21 protein-coding genes, 2 tRNA genes and 1 pseudogene are annotated in these 17,288 nt (G+C 72.3%); 17 read left to right on the forward strand and 7 right to left on the reverse strand.

Features of this window, described 5'->3' with window-relative positions; genetic code table 11:
• Positions 1-10: 10 nt before the first annotated feature.
• A complete protein-coding gene (locus ACTWO6_RS06725; RefSeq protein WP_446218792.1) occupies positions 11-598 on the reverse strand; it encodes a sigma-70 family RNA polymerase sigma factor in 588 nt (195 codons plus the stop codon).
• Positions 599-706: 108 nt separating this feature from the next.
• On the opposite strand from ACTWO6_RS06725, the gene ACTWO6_RS06730 reads away from it, so the two are divergent.
• From ACTWO6_RS06730 to ACTWO6_RS06745, 4 genes are all read left to right on the forward strand, one after another.
• Entirely contained in the window at positions 707-1,351 is a 645-nt protein-coding gene (locus ACTWO6_RS06730) for a zf-HC2 domain-containing protein (RefSeq protein ID WP_446218793.1), read from the forward strand.
• 44 nt (positions 1,352-1,395) lie between these two features.
• Complete coding sequence (locus ACTWO6_RS06735) at positions 1,396-3,078, forward strand: copper resistance CopC/CopD family protein (protein ID WP_446218794.1); 1,683 nt, start codon at positions 1,396-1,398, stop codon at positions 3,076-3,078.
• A gap of 18 nt (positions 3,079-3,096) precedes the next feature.
• Positions 3,097-3,831: a YcnI family copper-binding membrane protein gene (locus ACTWO6_RS06740; RefSeq protein ID WP_446218795.1), complete on the forward strand. Its 735-nt coding sequence runs from the start codon at positions 3,097-3,099 to the stop codon at positions 3,829-3,831.
• Positions 3,832-3,980: 149 nt separating this feature from the next.
• On the forward strand, positions 3,981-4,982 hold the full coding sequence (locus tag ACTWO6_RS06745; RefSeq protein WP_446218796.1) for a hypothetical protein: 1,002 nt from the start codon (positions 3,981-3,983) through the stop codon (positions 4,980-4,982).
• Positions 4,983-5,136: 154 nt separating this feature from the next.
• On the opposite strand, the gene ACTWO6_RS06750 is transcribed toward ACTWO6_RS06745, so the two are convergent.
• The gene (locus tag ACTWO6_RS06750) at positions 5,137-6,399 is read right to left on the reverse strand and encodes a glycosyltransferase family 87 protein (protein ID WP_446218797.1); all 1,263 of its coding nucleotides are present in this window, start codon (positions 6,397-6,399) and stop codon (positions 5,137-5,139) included.
• Between the two features lie 106 nt (positions 6,400-6,505).
• On the opposite strand from ACTWO6_RS06750, the gene orn reads away from it, so the two are divergent.
• Together orn and ACTWO6_RS06760 are read left to right on the forward strand one after the other, a co-directional pair.
• A complete protein-coding gene (gene orn / locus ACTWO6_RS06755) occupies positions 6,506-7,063 on the forward strand; it encodes an oligoribonuclease (RefSeq protein ID WP_446220577.1) in 558 nt (185 codons plus the stop codon).
• Positions 7,064-7,208: 145 nt separating this feature from the next.
• Positions 7,209-7,281 (forward strand) — tRNA-His (locus tag ACTWO6_RS06760).
• Positions 7,282-7,449: 168 nt separating this feature from the next.
• Here the strand turns inward: ACTWO6_RS06760 and ACTWO6_RS06765 are convergent.
• Together ACTWO6_RS06765 and ACTWO6_RS06770 are read right to left on the reverse strand one after the other, a co-directional pair.
• Positions 7,450-8,763, reverse strand: a complete 1,314-nt coding sequence (locus ACTWO6_RS06765) for an Ig-like domain-containing protein (protein WP_446218798.1) — start codon at positions 8,761-8,763, stop codon at positions 7,450-7,452.
• A 219-nt stretch (positions 8,764-8,982) separates the two neighbouring features.
• Entirely contained in the window at positions 8,983-10,248 is a 1,266-nt protein-coding gene (locus tag ACTWO6_RS06770; protein WP_446218799.1) for an Ig-like domain-containing protein, read from the reverse strand.
• Between the two features lie 186 nt (positions 10,249-10,434).
• Here ACTWO6_RS06770 and ACTWO6_RS06775 point away from each other — a divergent pair.
• Positions 10,435-10,507: transfer RNA gene (locus tag ACTWO6_RS06775), tRNA-Lys, on the forward strand.
• A gap of 197 nt (positions 10,508-10,704) precedes the next feature.
• On the opposite strand, the pseudogene ACTWO6_RS06780 reads toward ACTWO6_RS06775, so the two are convergent.
• Positions 10,705-11,817, reverse strand: a pseudogene (locus tag ACTWO6_RS06780) (site-specific integrase); the annotation flags it as partial.
• On the reverse strand, positions 11,814-12,455 hold the full coding sequence (locus ACTWO6_RS06785) for a helix-turn-helix domain-containing protein (protein WP_446218800.1): 642 nt from the start codon (positions 12,453-12,455) through the stop codon (positions 11,814-11,816). The pseudogene ACTWO6_RS06780 and the gene ACTWO6_RS06785, both read right to left, overlap by 4 nt.
• Positions 12,456-12,505: 50 nt before the next feature.
• Here ACTWO6_RS06785 and ACTWO6_RS06790 point away from each other — a divergent pair, with 50 nt between their 5' ends.
• The 10 genes from ACTWO6_RS06790 (at position 12,506) to ACTWO6_RS06835 (ending at position 16,512) form a co-directional block, all read left to right on the forward strand.
• Positions 12,506-12,733 carry a DNA-binding protein gene (locus tag ACTWO6_RS06790; RefSeq protein WP_446218801.1) on the forward strand — a complete coding sequence of 76 codons (228 nt, stop codon included), beginning with the start codon at positions 12,506-12,508 and terminating at the stop codon, positions 12,731-12,733.
• A gap of 1 nt (position 12,734) precedes the next feature.
• Positions 12,735-13,088, forward strand: a complete 354-nt coding sequence (locus tag ACTWO6_RS06795; RefSeq protein WP_446218802.1) for a hypothetical protein — start codon at positions 12,735-12,737, stop codon at positions 13,086-13,088.
• Positions 13,085-14,287 (forward strand): hypothetical protein, encoded by a 1,203-nt coding sequence (locus tag ACTWO6_RS06800; protein ID WP_446218803.1) that lies wholly within the window; start codon positions 13,085-13,087, stop codon positions 14,285-14,287. The genes ACTWO6_RS06795 and ACTWO6_RS06800 overlap by 4 nt, the downstream gene beginning before the upstream one ends.
• Entirely contained in the window at positions 14,284-14,493 is a 210-nt protein-coding gene (locus ACTWO6_RS06805) for a hypothetical protein (RefSeq protein ID WP_446218804.1), read from the forward strand. Before ACTWO6_RS06800 ends, ACTWO6_RS06805 begins: the two co-directional genes overlap by 4 nt.
• Positions 14,490-14,684 (forward strand): hypothetical protein, encoded by a 195-nt coding sequence (locus tag ACTWO6_RS06810; RefSeq protein ID WP_446218805.1) that lies wholly within the window; start codon positions 14,490-14,492, stop codon positions 14,682-14,684. Before ACTWO6_RS06805 ends, ACTWO6_RS06810 begins: the two co-directional genes overlap by 4 nt.
• A 157-nt stretch (positions 14,685-14,841) precedes the next feature.
• The gene (locus tag ACTWO6_RS06815; protein WP_446218807.1) at positions 14,842-15,093 is read left to right on the forward strand and encodes a hypothetical protein; all 252 of its coding nucleotides are present in this window, start codon (positions 14,842-14,844) and stop codon (positions 15,091-15,093) included.
• The gene (locus ACTWO6_RS06820) at positions 15,090-15,467 is read left to right on the forward strand and encodes a hypothetical protein (RefSeq protein WP_446218809.1); all 378 of its coding nucleotides are present in this window, start codon (positions 15,090-15,092) and stop codon (positions 15,465-15,467) included. The genes ACTWO6_RS06815 and ACTWO6_RS06820 overlap by 4 nt, the downstream gene beginning before the upstream one ends.
• Positions 15,440-15,832, forward strand: a complete 393-nt coding sequence (locus tag ACTWO6_RS06825; RefSeq protein WP_446218810.1) for a hypothetical protein — start codon at positions 15,440-15,442, stop codon at positions 15,830-15,832. Before ACTWO6_RS06820 ends, ACTWO6_RS06825 begins: the two co-directional genes overlap by 28 nt.
• Before the next feature lies 1 nt (position 15,833).
• A complete protein-coding gene (locus ACTWO6_RS06830) occupies positions 15,834-16,049 on the forward strand; it encodes a hypothetical protein (RefSeq protein ID WP_446218811.1) in 216 nt (71 codons plus the stop codon).
• Positions 16,042-16,512, forward strand: coding sequence for a hypothetical protein (locus ACTWO6_RS06835; RefSeq protein WP_446218812.1), 471 nt, complete (start codon positions 16,042-16,044; stop codon positions 16,510-16,512). Before ACTWO6_RS06830 ends, ACTWO6_RS06835 begins: the two co-directional genes overlap by 8 nt.
• Before the next feature lie 484 nt (positions 16,513-16,996).
• Here ACTWO6_RS06835 and ACTWO6_RS06840 read toward each other — a convergent pair whose 3' ends face one another.
• The gene (locus tag ACTWO6_RS06840) at positions 16,997-17,242 is read right to left on the reverse strand and encodes a hypothetical protein (protein ID WP_446218813.1); all 246 of its coding nucleotides are present in this window, start codon (positions 17,240-17,242) and stop codon (positions 16,997-16,999) included.
• Positions 17,243-17,288 lie beyond the last annotated feature (46 nt).

Consider the following 17,288-nt stretch of genomic DNA (forward strand, 5'->3'; position numbering starts at 1 on the left):
AAGTTCCGCGTCATCCGGCGAGCGCGTCGCCGACGGCTTCGACCAGGTCGCAGCGGGCCCGGGCGACGCGGGAACGGATGGTGCCCACCGGCACCCCCTCCACGGCGGCGGCCTCGGCGTACGACAGGCCGAGCAGCTGGGTGAGCACGAACGCCTCGCGCCTGTCGGCGGGGAGCCGACGGACCAGGTCGGTGGCGCCGAGGTGCCCGGTGGGGTCGGGGTACGGCCGGTCGGTGTGGGCGTGCGCGGCGAGCCGTTCGTCGAGCCGGCGCCGGCGCACCACGGTGCGCAGGTGGTCGGCGCAGGCCCGGCGGGCGATGCCCAGCAGCCAGGTACGCACGCTGGAGCGGCCCTCGAACCCGGGCAGCGCGCGGAAGGCCCGCAGGTACGTCTCCTGGGTCAGGTCGTCGGCGCTGTCCGCGTCGACCAGCGCGGCGGCGAACCGCCACACCTCGACCTGGGTGGCCCGGACGAAGGCGGCCTGCGCGACCGGGTCGCCGTCCCGGGCGGCCAGCGCCCACTGCGTCGCACCGTCCCGCGCGGCCTCGCGGCCCGCCTCGTGGCGGCCGGCGGTGGTGTCGCGCGGGGCGGGGATCACGACAGACGAGGTTACGCGGCGTACCTGGGTGGGGCAGGGCCCTTCGGCCCTTTCTATGGTCCGGCCCACGTCGGGAACTTTTCCGGGCCCACCCCCGACTACCTCCTCATGAACTGCGACGACGTACGCGTGGCGCTGTCGGCGCGGCTGGACGGCGAGGACCCGCAGGCGCCGGCGGCGGCGCTGGAGGCGCACACCGACGCCTGCCCCGGGTGCCGCTCCTGGCTGGCCCGGGCCGAACGGGTGACCCGGCTCACCCGGCTCCAGGCGGTCGACGTACCCGATCTGACCGCCCCCGTGCTGGCCGCGGTCGCCGCGGACCGGGCCGCGGCGCGGGACGACGTCGCCGCCACCGTGCGGGCCCGGCGCCAGGTGCTGCGGGTGGCCGTGGCGGTGGCGGCGGTGGCGCAGCTCGCCATCGCGCTGCCGATGCTGCTCGCCGGCTTCGGGGTCGAGGCCGACCCGCACACCAGCCGGGAGATGGCCTCCTTCGACGCGGCCCTCGCGGTCGGGTTCGCGCTGGCCGCCTGGCGGCCGGAGCGGGCCCGGGCGTTCTTGCCGGTGGCGCTGGTGCTGGCGGTCTGCCTGGCCGGCACCAGCGCGGTGGACATCGCCCGGTCGAGCACGGCGCTGGTGCACGAGCTGGGCCACCTGGCCGCCGTGGTGCAGGCGGGCCTGCTCTGGGCGTTGGGTCGGGTCAGCGGGGAGCCGCCGCGCCGGCTGCCCACCTCGCTCGCGCCGGGGCGCGGGTGAGGCCGGGTCGCCGCGCACGGGCCCGGTCGGCGAGCATGATGGTCATGACTGCTGCCGTACGCCGCCGGCCCGTGGCCGTCGCCGACCGTCGATGGGCCGCCCGGGTGGGTGCCGCCGCCGGCCTGCTGGTCGCCCTCGTCGCCCTGCTGCTCGCCCCGGCCACCCCGGCGAGCGCCCACGCCGTGCTGGTCAGCACCAGCCCGGCGGCCTCGGCGGTGGTGCCGAGCGGGCCCGCCGAGGTGGCGCTGACCTTCAGCGAGGGGGTCCGCAAGGTGCCCGGCAAGATCCGGGTCATCGCGCCGGACGGCTCCCGGGCCGACCGGGGTGAGCCGTCGTTCTCCGGCGCGGTGGTGACGATCCCGGTCGACCCCTCCGCCGCCCGGGGCACCTACCTGGTGAGCTACCGGGTGATCTCCGCCGACAGCCACCCGGTCTCCGGCGCGTTCACCTACTCGGTGGGCGCGCCGTCGCCACCGCCCGTCGACACCGGCTCGGACAACCGCGCCGACCCGGTGGTGGGGACCGCCGTGAAGGTGGCGAAGTACCTCGGCTACGCCGGACTGCTGCTGCTGGTCGGCCCGGCGCTGGTGCTGGCCGCGCTCTGGCCGCGTCGGCTGCCCCGGCGCGGACCGGCCCGGCTGGCCTGGGCGGGGCTGGGCCTGCTGGTCCTGGCCACCGTCGCCGACCTGTGGTTGCAGGTGCCGTACACGGCCGGTGGCGGCCTGTTCGACGTGACCGGTTCGGGGCTGGGCGACGTGCTGGGCAGCGCCTTCGGCGCCGCCCACCTGGTCCGGCTGGGGCTGCTCGCCGCGGCGGCGTTCCTGCTCCGGCCGCTCTTCGCCGGGCCGGTCGGCCGGACCGACGGCATCATCCTGGCCGTCCTCGGCGGGGCGGCGCTGTTCACCTGGCCGCTGGCCGGCCACCCGGCCGCCTCGCCCGCGCCGGCCGTCTCCGTGGTGGTGGACGCGGTGCACCTGGGCAGCATGGCGGTCTGGCTGGGCGGCCTGGTGATGCTCGCGGTCTTCCTGCTGCCCCGGGCCGACGAACGCGAGCTGGGGGCGATCCTGCCGATCTGGTCCCGCTGGGCGGCCCTCGCCGTGGCGGCGCTGCTGCTCGCCGGCACCGTGCAGGGGTTGATCGAGGTGGCCACCCCGAAGGCCCTGGTCGACACCACGTACGGGCGGCTGCTGCTCGCCAAGATCGTGCTGTTCGCGCTGGTGGTCGGGGTGGCGGCGTACTCCCGGTCGCTGGTGCGGCGGCGGACCGCGGCGCAGCGTCCGGGGCGGATGCGCCGGGTGATCTGGGTGGAGCTGGCGATCACGGCGGTGGTGCTCGGCGTCTCGGCGACCCTGGTGCAGACCACCCCGGCCCGGACCGCCGCAACCGACGTGGCCGGTACGCCCACCGGCTACTTCTCCACCACCCTGTCCAGCCCGGTCGCCTCGGTCCAGGTGGAGCTGGACCCGGCCGAGCGGGGCAACAACTCCATGCACCTCTACGCGTACACGAAGGACAACCGGCCGCAGCCGGTGCAGGAGTGGAAGGCGACCGCCGCCCTGCCGTCAGCGGGGATCGAGCCGATCGAGATCCCGCTGCTGCCGCTGACCGACAACCACACGACCGGGGAGATCAACCTCCCGGCCGCGGGGGAGTGGCAGCTCCGCATCACCGTTCGCACGACCGAGATCGACCAGGCCACGGTGACCGCCACCGTGCCGATCAAGTAACGGAAGGCTCTCAGACACATGATCCGTCTCCGGCGTCCCGTAACCGCCGCCGCGCTCGCGCTCACCGCCGTCGCCACCGCCGTGTTCGGCCTCGCCGGGCCCGCCTCGGCGCACGTCACGGTCAACCCGAAGGAGGCGACCCAGGGCGGCTACGGTCGGTTCGCGTTCCGGGTGCCGAACGAGAGTGACACCGCCTCGACCACGAAGGTCGAGGTGGTGCTGCCGGAGAACGCCCCGGTCGGCTCGGTCTCCACCATGCCGGTGCCGGGCTGGACGGTGGCGGTGGAGAAGCGCAAGGTCGACCCGCCGATCGAGGTGCACGGCAGCCAGCTCACCGAGGCGGTGTCGAAGCTGACCTGGACGGCCGCGGCGAACGCCGGGGTCAAGCCGGGCGAGTTCCAGGAGTTCCCGGTCTCGATGGGGCCGCTGCCGCAGGTCGACCGGATGGTGTTCAAGGTGCTCCAGACCTACTCGGACGGCAACGTCTCCCGCTGGATCGAGGAGCCGACGCCGGGCGGGGAGGAGCCGGAGAATCCGGCCCCGGTGCTCACCCTGACCGCCGCCTCGCCGTCCGCCGCGCCGAGCGGGAGCGCGGGCGCGGCCGCCCCGGCCGGTGACGACGACTCCGACGACGACTCCGACGGCGCCGGCACCGCGCTCGGCATCGCCGGTCTGGTCGCCGGGCTTGCCGGCCTGATCCTGGGTGGCCTGGCCTTCCTGCGGACCCGGCGGGAGCCCACGCCCAAGGCCTGAGGCGCGTCGTTGTGGTGGCCCGTCGGATCTTCCGGCGGGCCACCGACCTTTCTGCGGTCCTTGGGATGCTTGCCGTGGATATCCGGTGATCGTGCGGTTCGCATCGGTAAGGTCGGCCGGGTAATTGGCTACCGAGGGAGACGACGCGAATGCGATTCGTGCGAACGATCGCCGGCATGCTGCTGTTGACCATGGGGATTCCGGCGCTCCTGGCCGGCGGCGGCCTCTGGACCGTCGCCCGGCACGCCGAGCCCGACGGTGGCTTCGCCGCCCGCCTCGAGACGGCCCGCACCCCGGGCCAGGCGATCGTGGTCACCGACGTGGACGGCCTACTGCGCGCCGAGGCGCCGTTCGCCCGGACCGGGCAGGCCCGGCTCCGGCTGACCGCCCGGACCGCCGACGGCCCGGCCTTCCTCGGCTTGGCGCCCAGTGACCAGGTGCGGCGCTGGCTCGACCCCGTCCCGCACGCCACCGTCCGCCGGGTCGCGCTGGCCCGCGGTCCGCTGCCGGTCCGGCTCGACCCGGCCGGACCGGCCGTCGCCGGCACCGTCGCCGCCGCCCCGCTCGACCAGGAGTTCTGGGTACGCGAGGGGACCGGCGCGCTGGAGTGGGCCCCCGGCGAGCTGGCCGGGAGGTCGCTGAGCCTGGTGGTGATGCGCCCCGACGGCCGGGCCGACCTCGCCCTGGACCTGCGCGCCGAGCTGCGCGCGGGGTGGTTCCCGGGCGCGACGTGGGGGCTGCTCGCCGGCGGGATCCTGCTGGTGGTGCTGGCCGTGGTGCTGCTGCTGCGCCCGGTCCGCCCGCGCGAGGTGGTCTTCGTGGTCGAGCCGGACCAGGTCCCGGTGCTCGCCGGCCGGCTCGGCGTGACCTCGCTCAGCGGCCTCGGCGAGCAGAAGACCGCCGAGGGGCGCCCGCCGTTGGCCGACCGGCAACTGGTCTCGGTCGGCCCGGCCCACGCCGGGCGCTCCCGGGCCGCGATCGGCCCGGTCCCCGCCCACCGGCCGGAGACCCTCGCCGACTCGCCGGCGAGTCCGGGCATGACGACGACCTGGTCCTGGCCGCCCGCCACGGCCGAGCAGACGGCCCGCCCGGTCCCAATGGACCGCCCGGGCCGGCCGGCATCAGCCAAGTCCCCTGGCGCCGACGGCTGAGGGCCGCCGGAACGACGAGTGGCCCTCCGCGCTGCCGACGCGGAGGGCCACCGTCACCGGGGGATCGGTGCTACCTGGGAGAAACTTGAGGTAGTTGGGACCAGATTAACGCCGAACACGGCCGGTCGGGGTGTCTGTCCATTTGGTGCAAGTTTCAGGGTGCAGCTGGCGATGCGGCGGACCGACGCGTGGGCCGAGCCGGCAGCACCACCAACAACAGCAGGCTGAGCAGCACATACGCGTTGCGCGCGACGAGTTCGCCGACGTTGTCGGTCCGGGCCGGGGCGACGCCCCAGTCCTGGAAGGACACCACCCCGTAGATGATCACGAACGCGGTGCCGACCGCCAGGGTGAGCAGCCAGCGGCGCTGCCGGACCCCCTCGGCCGTGCCCCGGTCGGTGTCCAGCGCGGCACCGACCAGCACCACCACCGCCGGGATGAACCAGTACAGGTGGTGGGTCCAGGTGATCGGGCTGACCAGTCCGCCGACCAGTCCGGTCAGGGTGAGGCCGGCGAGCGCGTCACCGGCCCGGGCGGCGCGGGCGGCCCGCCACAGCCCGTACCCGGTGACCACGACGACCAGCAGCAGCCACGGCAGCTGGCTCGGCTTCTCCGGCGCGGTGATCCGGCTGAGTAGGCCGAAGAGCGACTGGTTGCCGGTGTAGTCGGTGCGCCCCACCCGGTCGGTCGCCCAGAGCTCGTGGGTCCAGAACCGCCACGAGTCGGCCGGCGCGACCGCCGCCGCCAGCAGGGTGGCCAGCGCCGCGGTCGCGGCGGCCACCACCGCCGCCCGCCAGCGCCGGGTGGCCAGCAGGTAGAGGATGAAGATGCCCGGGAAGAGCTTCAGCGCCGTCGCCAGCCCCACGCCCACACCGGCCCAGCGCCGCCCCTGCGGTACGGCGAACAGCAGGTCGGCCAGGATCAGCACCACCAGCAGCATGTTGATCTGACCGAAGGTGATCGTCTCCCGGGTGCTCTCCACGGCGAAGACCAGCAGGACGGCGACCGTGAGGCTGAACAGCCGCGGCAGGTGGTGCCGCTCCACGACCGGCAGCACCAGCCAGCGCGTCGTCACCACCACGCCGATCCCGGTGAGGATCGTGAAGATCGCCACCGTCGCGCCGAGCGGCAGCAGCGCGAACGGCCGCAGCAGCAACGCGCTCAACGGCGGGTAGGTGAAGTAGAGCGCGCCCTGCACCCGGTCCGGCTGGACGTAGTCGTAGAGCGGATGGCCGGCCGCCCACCAGTCCATCGCCCGCATGTAGATCTTCAGGTCGAAGAAGTCGTGCACCAACCCCGGCAGGTACAGCGCCGGCAGCATCGCGGCGAGCGCGACCACCGTGACGAGCCGGCGGACCGTGCGACCGCCCGGGTCGTCCTCGGTGACGGCGGGCGGTGCGACGGGTTCGGCTGGCACGGGAAAACCCTAGCGGTCCGTTCCGGCCACGGTGCCGAGGCGCGGGCAGGCGGGCTGCGCGTAGTCTGGTCCGGTGGCTGATCTTCTCGTCTGGATCGACTGTGAGATGACCGGGTTGGACCTCGGGCGCGACGCGCTGATCGAGGTCGCCGCGCTCGTCACCGACCCCGACCTCAACGTGCTGGGTGAGGGTGTGGACGTGGTCATCCACGCCGACGAGGCGGCGCTGGAGGGGATGCCCGAGATCGTCCGCACCATGCACGACAAGTCCGGGCTGACCGAGGAGGTCCGGCGCTCGACGGTCACCCTGGCCGAGGCCGAGGACATGGTGCTCGACTACGTCACCACGCACGTGAAGGACCCGCGCAACGCTCCGCTCTGCGGCAACTCGATCGCCACCGACCGGGGCTTCATCGCCCGGGACATGCCACGCCTCGACGCCCACCTGCACTACCGCATGATCGACGTCTCCTCGATCAAGGAGCTCTGCCGGCGCTGGTACCCGCGGGTGTACTTCGGGCAGCCGCAGAAGGGGCTGGCCCACCGGGCCCTCGCCGACATCCGGGAGAGCATCCGCGAGCTGGAGTACTACCGGCGGACGATCTTCGTACCGCTGCCGGGGCCCGACGTGGAGAGCGCCAAGGCCATCGCGGCCCAGCTCTGACCGGTCCGCGTCCGGCGGTCCGGTTGCCCGGTGCGGGCGGCGGGGCGGTTCCGGCGGACGGGCCGGAACCCGGTGGACGCGGCCGGCAGGGGTGTGGCTATTATTAGTTCGCGCCCCGCCCGGGTCGACCGGCGCGGAGAGCATGGTGGCTGTAGCTCAGTTGGCAGAGCACCGGGTTGTGGTCCCGGTTGTCGTGGGTTCAATTCCCATCAGTCACCCGGATCCGGAAGCCCCCTCCCTCGGGAGGGGGCTTCCGTCGTTCCGCCCCTCCGTCGTGCCCCGGTCCCGGAGACGGCGGAGCCCCCTCCGGCGGGGGAGGGGGCTCCGGTTGCTCCGTGCCCGGTCCGGGCGTGCTCGACCAGGGCTGCTCGGTCAGGGGCGCTCGGTCAGGGCGTCGGCTCGGTGCTCGGGTCGTCCCCGGTGCCGGGCTCGGCGCTGGCCTCGTCGCCCGGCTGCGCCGGCGGCTCGTACGGGAGGGCGCTGCCCTTGATGTACTCGTCCCAGCTCAGGTTCCAGTCGGTCCAGCCGTTGCCGTTCTGGAGTTGCCGCTCGGTGCCCTTCACCGTGATCGGGTCGCCGATCCGGGTGTTGGCGAACAGCCAGGCGCCGTCGGCCATCGAGACGTTCACGCAGCCGTGCGAGACGTTCACCGAGCCCTGCTGCCCCTCGGACCAGGGTGCCGCGTGGATGAACTCGCCGCCCCAGGTCAGCCGCTGGGCGAAGTCGATCTTCGTGCGGTAGCCATCCTCGGGCCCCAGCTCCTCCATGGTGTCGAAGACCGTCTTGCGGAGCTTCTCGATCACCACCATGGTGCCGCTGGACGACGGGGTGGTCTTCTTGCCCAGGCTGACCAGGATCGTCTTGACCACCTTGCCGTCCTTCGTGACCGTCATCCGCTTGGTGCGATTGTCGACGGTCATCACGAACGACGGGCCGATCTTGACGTCCACGGTGAGATCCGAGCGGCCGTACCAGCCGTCGCCCAGGGGCAGGCCACCAGCCTGCACCCGGTACGACACCGTGGTGTTGGCCTTCCAGAAGGTCTTCGGCCGGTAGCGGACCTCGGTGGGGCTGGCCCAGTGCCAGACGCCCTCCTGGGCGGGCTTCGCGGTCACCGTCATCCGGCGCTGGACGTCGTCCCGGTAGTCCTCGGGGATGGCCCGGCTGAACCGGATGATCATCGGCATCGCCACGCCGACCACCTGGTTGTCACCGAGGAAACTGCTCACCCGGATCTGCTTGGCCGGCCGGGCCATGGTGGTGAAGGTGCTGGTTGCGGTCGCCGGCTTGCCGTCGTCACCGGTCGCGGTCACCGTCGCGGTGTACTTCTCGCCGTACTCCAGGGCGCCGTCGGGGAGCCAGCTCTTCCCGTCGGCGGAGAGCTCGCCCTCGACGGCCTTGCCGGCCGAGTCCGTGAGCTCGACGGTGGTCTCCTGGGCGTCCTTCGTGGTGAAGGTGATGGCGGTGGAGGCCGGCACGTCGGCGGTGTCGGCCTGGGGCTCGGTGATGGTGGCCGCGGCCTTCGGCTGGCTCTCCCCGCCGCCCTGCCAGCTCGACGGCTTGCCGTCGCCGCCGCCGTCGCCCGTGCAGGCGGAGGTCAGGGCCATGGCGGCGGCGAGCACCACCGCCGCGAACCCGCGGCGTCGCCCGCCGCGCCGGGCGGCCCCGCGCCCGATCAGCTCGTCCTGGCTAGCTCGCATGATTCCCTCACAGTCGTGGTCCCCGGGTGCCATCGTCCCCTACTGACGCAGGAATACGGGTACCCGTTCCCGCAAGTGAACCGGAACATCCCGACCATGATGTACCGATTTGGTAAGCTACAGCGCTTCGCGAGTGAGGCACGTCTCCATCGACGGCGGCACGCGCTTTCATCGTCACGGCCCGTTGCCCGACGGATCTGCCGGGCGACGGTCCGCTGCTCAGAAGGCCGGGCCCGCACCGCCCTCCGGCACCGGGAGCGCGCTCCCCGCGACGAACTCCGACCAGCTCATGCTCCACGCGGTCCAGCCGTTGCCCGGCACCAGCTTCCGGCTCGTGCCGCGGACCGTGATCGGGTCACCGACCAGGGTCCGGTCGAAGAGCCACTTGCCGTCCGCCATGGAGACGTTCACGCAGCCGTGCGAGACGTTCGCCCGGCCCTGCACCCCTTCGGACCAGGGAGCGGCGTGGATGTACTCGCCACCCCAGGTGATCCGCTGGGCGAAGTCGATCTTCGTGACGTACTGGTTGTCCGGGTCCGGCTCGTCCCGGGTGTCGAAGACCGTCGACTCCTTCTTCTCCATCACCACCATGGTGCCGCTGGAGGAGGGGGTGCTCTTCTTGCCGAGGCTCACCGGCACGGTGCGGATCAGCGCGCCGTTCTGGTACACGCTCATCTTCTTGGTGGCGTTGTCGACCTTCATCTCGAAGGCGCGGCCGATCTTGGCCGTCGCGGTCCGGTCGACGTTGCCGTAGCGGCCGTTGCTCAGCGGGATGCCGGCCAGGGCCAGCCGTACGGAGATCGTGGTACCCGGCTTCCAGTACTCCGGCGCCCGGTAGTACGCCTGGGTGCCGTTGTAGAGCCAGTGCCACGCGCCCGGCTGCGGCGGGTCGGTGCGGACGAACATCCGCTTCTGCACAGCCGCGCGGTCCTTCTTCGGGATGCCCGGGGAGAACTCGGCCACCACCGGCATGCCGACCCCGTAGGTCTTGCCGTCGAACATGTACAGCCCGGAGCCGATCATCGACTTCGGCTTGGCCATCGTGGTGAAGGTGCTGGTGCCCGCGTGGGTCTGGCCGTCCGTACCGGTGCCGGAGACGGTCGCGGTGTACCGGGTGGCGTACCTCAGCGGGGTGGACGGCACCCACGACGAGCCGTCGCGGCGCAGCCGACCCTCGACCGTCGCGCCGTTCGCGGCGGTGAGCACGACCTTCGACACCTTCCCGCCGCCCGGGATCTTGGCGCTGATCTCGGTGCTGACCGGCCGGCCGTCCGCCCCGTCGGCCGGACTGACCTTGAGCGCCGCGGCAGCCGGTTGCGGCGAGGGCTCGCCGCTCGCCGTCCCCTCGGCCGCCGAGACGCTGGCCGGCTGGCCGCCGCTGACGAACGCCGGCTTCTTCTGGTCGTCGCCGCACCCGGTCAGTGCCAGCGACGCCGTGAGGACCAGGACGCCCACCATCGCCCCGCTCCGCGCGAACCTGCCCATCCCCACCTCTGTTCTCGCGTGCCTGGCGGACATCGTGCCCCATGAACGCCGTCACCTCGGCCCCCTCGATCGGCGTCCCGGGCAGGTTGTCATGGTTTGCGCCTTAAGCTCGACCGAAGAGGGGAGCCGGGGATCGGATTGGAGCCCGGTCGGAGGCCGTGCTAATGTCTTCTCCGTTGCCGGCGAGCGCCGCTAGCTCAACTGGCAGAGCAGCGGACTCTTAATCCGCGGGTTCGGGGTTCGAGTCCCTGGCGGCGCACTTGGTTGACCAGCGGAAACCGCTGTTTCGGAGAGATCCGGAGCAGCGGTTTTTGCGTTACTGGTCACCGACTGGTCACGCCGGTTTCTGGGCACCAGCGCCGACGCCTTCTCCGCAGCCGCCCGGCCGACGCCTTCCAAGAGGTGCGAGTAGGTGTCGGACGTGATCGAGACGGACGAGTGGCCGAGCACCTTGGACACGATGGCGATGTCGGTCCCGGCCGCCAGGCGTAGCGACGCCGCCCCGTGCCGCAGGTCGTGCAGCCGGACCTGCCGGACGCCGGCCGCCTTCACCAGCTCGGCGAACCGCTTGGTCACCGCGTCCAGGGCGAGCGGGTTGCCGTCCTCCTTGGCGAAGACCAGGCCGTGGTCGACGTACGCGACGCCCCACTCGTCACGCTCGGTCTGCTGGTGCATCTGGTGGGCGAGCAGCACCCCGACCGTCGTGGTGTCGAGCTCCACCCGCCGCGCATCGCCGCTGGCCGTCTTCACTGGGCCGAACATCACGCCCCGGTGGCGCTCCGGGCAGTACGGGCACGCGGGGAGTTGGTCGTCGGGGAGGTTCACCTGTACGAGCTGCTGGCGGACGGTCAGCACGCCGACGGACAGGTCGATGTCATCCCACCGCAGCCCCGCCGCCTCGCCCCGGCGCAGCCCGGTCGCGGCGATCACTTCGTACAGACCGCCGAGGCGTACGTCGCTGACTGCGTGGTCGAGGAACTTGCCCAGCTCGGCCGGCTCCCACGGCCGCACCTTCGGCCGCGGCGCCGCCGGCAGCTCGACGTTGGCGGCCACGTTGAAGGCGAGCAGCTGCTGGCGTACCGCGCTGGTCAGCGCCGAGCGCAGCGTTGCGTGCACCCGCCGCACCGTCGCCGGCCCCGGCCGACCCTCGCCGACCTTCCGCAGCATCGCCGAGACATGCCCCGGCCGGAGGTCCCGCAGCCGGACCTTGCCTAGGTGCGGCTTCAGGTAGTCCGCGATGTGCTGCCGGTACGACCGGGCCGTCGTGACCCGCAGCCCCCCGGCCAGCTTGGCGTCCAGCCACTCGTCGAGGAACGCCCCGACGGTCTTCCGCTCGTCGTGGGCGTACGAGCCATCCGCCACGCCCTTGATGACGGCGGCCAGTGCCTGCTCGGCCTCGCCGCGGTCGCGGTACCCGCCGCGGCGTTCCTGGCGCCGCTTCCCGTCGCGGCCCGGGTCGAGGTCGGCGACGTAGTACCAGGTGCCGTGGTCCTTCTTGCAGGCCGGCGGGCGCTTCCCGCCGCCGCCGGTCACGCCGCAGGGGCACCGCTTGAAGACGCTGCCCTTCATGACGGCCGCCCCTCGTCGAGGCGCAGGTTCGGTGGAGTCGGCGGCGGCAACTCACCCCGACTGCGCATCGCGCGGCGGATCGTCTGCAGGTTCATCCTGGCGCGTTCGGCGTCTGCCTCGTAGCGCTCGACCTCCTGGTCGGTGCCTTCCATCTCACCTGCGCGGATGCTCGCGGCGAGGTCGGCCGCCCAGCTCCACCGCGACAGCTCCTGGTCGTGCGCCACAAAGTCGTGGACCGTCGCGTCACCCGGCTCGTCGTTCGTTGGTGACGCCGAGTCGCCACGGAGCCAGTAGAGCGCCCAGGTCGTGGGCGTTCGGACGCCCGGCGCGATGTCGACCATCTCCTCATGACCGAGCGGCACCAGCAGGCGAAGCGGGGTCACGCGCAGGGCCCGGGCGAGCACCAGCAGCTCGGGAACGCTGATCGCCTCGCGGCGCCCACTCTCGATGTTGGCCAGGACTGACCGGGGGATCGGGTGCCCCAGCTTGGCGCACGCGTCGGCCAGCTGCTGCGCACTCATGTCGCGCGCCGTCCGCCATCGCTTGATCTCGCCAGCGATCGACCGGACCAAGTGACCGGACCAGTTCGGTTGTGTCATGACGGCACAGTAGGGCGTCGACTTGACATTTGGCAACACGGCGCATCACTCTTGTGTCGTCACCACGCAGAACCGTTAGGGAGTGTGACGTGAAGACACAATCCGGCATGACGCGCGAGGAGCTGCTGGCCCTGCCGGTCAGCGTCGACATCGTGACGGCAGGCGAAGCCTTCGGGATGGGTCGGACCCTCGCGTACGAGTTGGCCAAGCGGGGGGAGTTCCCGGTCCGCGTGCTTCGGCTCGGGAACCGCTACCGGGTTGCGCGAGCCGACCTGCTCCGCGAGCTGGGCGAGGACCAGGACCAGGTGGCCGCCTGAGATGACCACCATGGAAAACGCCCGCCCCGGGGCTGGATCCGGAACGGGCGTCAAGCAGGTCGGCGAGACCGGTAGTCATCCTACGCGTCTCCCTCCCGCCTGGCACGAACAGGCCGAGTGGGAAGGCCGGCACCAGTACGCCGAGGGCTACGCGGACGGCTACGCCGCCGCTGAGCGGGCCATCGCCGAAGAGATCACCCGCGCCATCGGCGTCAAGCCGTACGACCGCCGCGACGTGATCCGCTGGCTGATCCGCACCATCGGGCAGGCCCGCCCCGAGCCCTACAGCTCGCCGGAGAACGGCACCACCCTCGGCGTCGCCGAGCGAGACGTGATCGGAAGGTGGGCCGCATGAGTGACGCGATGATCGTCGACCGCGCCATCGAGGCCGGGTTCATCGACCCGGTGCGGGAAGCGTTCCCCGTTCCCGACACAGGGGGTGGGGAACACGGGAACGCCCTCTACCTCGACGTCGCCGCGCTGCTCGACGGCGGTCTGCCGGACCCGCCCGCGCCGGTACTGCTACGCCGGGACGACGGGAACGCGATCTTCTACGCCGGGCAGGTCAACCTCATCTTCGGTGACCCGGAGAGCGGGAAGACACTCGTCGCCCAGGCCGCCGCGGCCGAAGCACTGATCGCCGGCCGGAAGGTGTTGTTCGTCGACATCGACCACAACGGGCCGCAGGCGACCATCTCCCGGTTCCTCGACATGGAGGTGCCCGAGGAGACGCTGCGCGACCCCGACCTGTTCCGCTACGTCGAGCCCGAGGACAAGCCGCACCTGATGGCGGTCATCAAGGACGCTAAGAAGTGGCGCCCGGCCGTCGCGGTGGTCGACTCGGTGGGCGAGCTGCTGCCGCTCATGGGACTCAGCAGCAACAGCCCGGACGACTTCACCCTCGCGCACGCCGCCGTGCTCAAGCCGCTGGCGATGGCCGGGGCCGCTGTGCTGGCCATCGACCACCTGCCGAAGAACACCGAGAGCCGAGCCAGCGGGCCGACCGGCACGGCGGCCAAGCGCCGGGCCGTCGGTGGCGTGTCCATCAGGGTCACCATCAACGAGCAGTTCACCCCCGGCCGCGGTGGGTCCGCGTTCCTGAGCATCAACAAGGACCGGCACGGCGGGCTGCGCCGTCACTGCCCGGCCGAGGGCAAGGAGCCGAGCGCTGGCCTGTTCAAGCTGGACAGCAGCACCGAGCGCATCCGCTGGACGGTCACCACGCCGCAGCTCGGCGAAGCCGCCGCCGCTGCCGGCATCAACCTCGACGACCTGGCCGAGCTCGACCAGCTCGACCCGCCACCGGCGAGCGTCCGCGACGTCAAGGAGCGGCTGCGGTGGCGCAGCGACCGGGCCGCCGCTGCGCTCAAGGAATGGCGTTCCCGCCGTTCCCAGGACGTTCCCGGGGAACGGGGAACAGACGCCGAGAACAGCGTTCCCGCGTTCCCGCCCCTAGGTGTGGGGAACGGGGAACGCCCCGACTCCACCCGCTGCCCTCGCTGCAACGGGCCAGTCTGGCTCGGCAGCGGCAAGTGCCAAGGAGCCTGCTCATGAGCAACCGGAAGAAGCTGCGCCGCACCAGCCCCGTCTCGATGCTGTTCCGCTCCCAGGACGGCGCACGCATCCCCGGCGGGTGCGACACCTGCAACGCCTACCAAGTCCTGCAGGCCGACCACCACGGACCCAACCTGCACTGCATCAGCGTCCACCATGACGACTGGTGCCCCACCTACAACGCGATGAAGGTGACCGCCCGATGAGCAGCCCCGACCAGACCCGAGCCGGCGTGGCCGACGCGTTCGACTTCTGGCTCAGCCAGCACGACGTGACCGTGCCCCAGGCCATCGAGGACGCCGCAGAACGGGCCATCACCAACTGGCTCAACGCCCACGCCGACGAGCTGATCGAAGCCATAGCGGCGAAGCTCCGGCCCGTTAACCCGCAGCCGTGACCAGCTACAACCCGCTGAGCCGGCCGCTGACGGCCGAACAGGACCGCCCGAGGGGTACGGGCACCGCCGAAAATCCAGCCCCGGACAAGTCCGGACCCCGGGTGCCCGTCGCTTCGATCCGTGGTACCAAGCCGGCCCGTTTTTTCGGGGGCACCAGTTGACCGCCCAGACCGGGCCGGTCACGGCCGAGACGCTGACCGCCGCCCGCGACGTCGCCCTGGCGGCGGTGGCCGAGTCGACCGCGCCAGCCGGGTACGCCGCCGCGCGGGCTGCGCTCGGTCAGCTCACCGTCGACCAGCTGCTCGACGTCGCCGCCGTCCTGGCCGTCACCGCCGCCCGGCCCGGTGAGATCCTGCTGACCGCACCAGAGTGGTGGGTGCTCGCTGCCCGGCTGGGAGTGCAGCCGTGAGCGACATCTCGCCGCGTACCGCCGAGCTGGCGCTGCTGGCGTTGGGCGCGGTGCTACGGCGAGCAGGTTTGCGGCGTAACGGCGTCGATCTGCCCGCCGAGATGCGGCAGGCGTTCGCCGAGCTGGATGCAGCCGCGTACGCCGAACGCGCCGACGATTCGGCTACGCGAACCACAGTCGACCCGCGACGCCTCCCTGCCCCACGATCAGAGCTGATCGACACGGCCACCGCCGCCCGGCGGCTCGGCCTCACGATCCGGGCGACCCAGAAGCGTTGTGCGACTGGACGCCTGCCGGCGACCCGGGTGGGCCGCCGCTCATGGCTCATCACCTGGGAGGAGCAAGGATGGCCGACTACACACCGGTCTACGTGAACGGCATCAGCCCGTTCACCAAGACCGCATCCGCGACGATCACCGGCGGGCAGGTGGTATCCGCCTCCGGTGTCGGCACCGTCGCCCCATCCGGCGCCGCCGTCGGCACCGTGGTCGGTGTCGCCGCCCACGACGCCGCCAGCGGCGCCCGCGTCAGCGTCTGGCCGCTGGTCAACATCGAGCACGAGCTCACCGTCGGGACCGGCACCGTCACCGCCACCGGCGGCGTGCAAACCGGCGCGTCCGGCACCGTCGACCCGGCCACCACGTCGATCGCCGCCGCGTCCGCCGCCGGCACCCTCATCGGCATCGCCACCACCACCGCGGCCTCCGGCAGCAAGGTCCGCTTCGTCGGGAGGACCTGACATGCCCACCACCACCCCGAAGCGGTACCGCATCACCGGAGCGTGCGTGCAGGTGAAGACCGACGCCCTGGCCGGCATGCTCGCCAGCCACGTCCGCAGCGGCCACTGCGTCGTCACCCTCTACCGAGACAGCCTGCTGCCCATCGACGCACCCGCCGACCAGGTCGAGCACCTTCTCCAGTCAGGCCTCATCGAGGAGGTACCCGCCAATGTCTGACGAGCAGCTGCTGCCCGGTGAGGACCTGGCCGCGTGGGGCGCCCGCACCGGCCGCTACCCGGCCGCCCGCGCCGCGTACTGGCGTCAGGCCCTCGCGGTCGAGCGACGCCAGATCACCGCGTCCGCCAACCCGGACACACCGAGCCAGGTAGAAGCCACCATCCGGTCGCTGTACCCGGTGCTCTCCGTCCAGCAGGACCCCGCCCCGGGCCAGGTGTGGGCCAAGGACGACACCGGCCGCACAGTGCTCGCCAGCACCCTCCGGCCGTCCTACGCCGCGTCGGCGACACCGCTGGTGGACGAACTCGACCGTGCCCTGTACGGGCCCAGCCAGGCCGAGCGGTACGCCCAGCAGGACGTCACCGCCGAGGCCGAGCTGCTGCGCCAGGAGGAGGAGCACCAGCGCCGCCTCGCCGAGTCGCAGCTCACCGCCGACGAGCAGCGCGCCCTGTTCGGCAACTGACCAGGGCGTCGGCCCGGTGCGAGCAGCGTCAACGTCACCCGAGGCCCGGTGTACGGATCCACCGCCGTGCAGCAAGCCGGGGACGAAGCGCGGGGAGCGGCCAACCTTTCTGCCGCCCTGATCCACGCTGCGCAGACGCACCGGGCCGATAGCCCTCATCACCCTGGGTAACCCCATCGAGGGTGACGCTCAGTAGCGCCCCCAGCGGCGGGCGGTCACTCAGGGTACGTGGCGGGCAGTCACTCAGGGTCGTGGTGGGCCGGAAAAAATCCAGACCGGGGGGTGGCCCGGACCCCCGCCAGCCGTCAGGCTTTCTCTCCCCGCACGTTTGGCGTCACGTTACGTAGTGGGAAGCGCCGTGGAGTGGGTCACTCAGGGTGAAATCTGGTGGTGACTCGCCCAAGATTGACCGTCTGTAACCGATACTGAGCGTGACAACGGCCCCCAGCGTGATGCCGGGGGCCGTTGTCACGCTTTGATCGGGTTACGCCTCGCGCTGGACGCGCCGGGCGCGGTTCCACAGTCGCCGGCCGATGCGCAGCCGCTTGCCGCTGTGGTTGCACCAGCGGCACGGCCGGGACAGCCGGGACCGCCGGCCCTTGCGGGTGCTGCGGTGGTGGCCGCGGCCGTCGCACAGCCAGCAGTCGCGGAACGGCCGGAGGATGCACGATCCGGCGTACCAGAGCAGCACGGCGAGGATCATGCCGGTCGCGGTGAGGGTGCCTCTCACGATGCCTCCCTAGGGGCGGTTTTCGGGGCCGCGGCGGGGGTGCCGC

It is taken from the genome of Micromonospora sp. IBHARD004 (genome assembly GCF_052814115.1).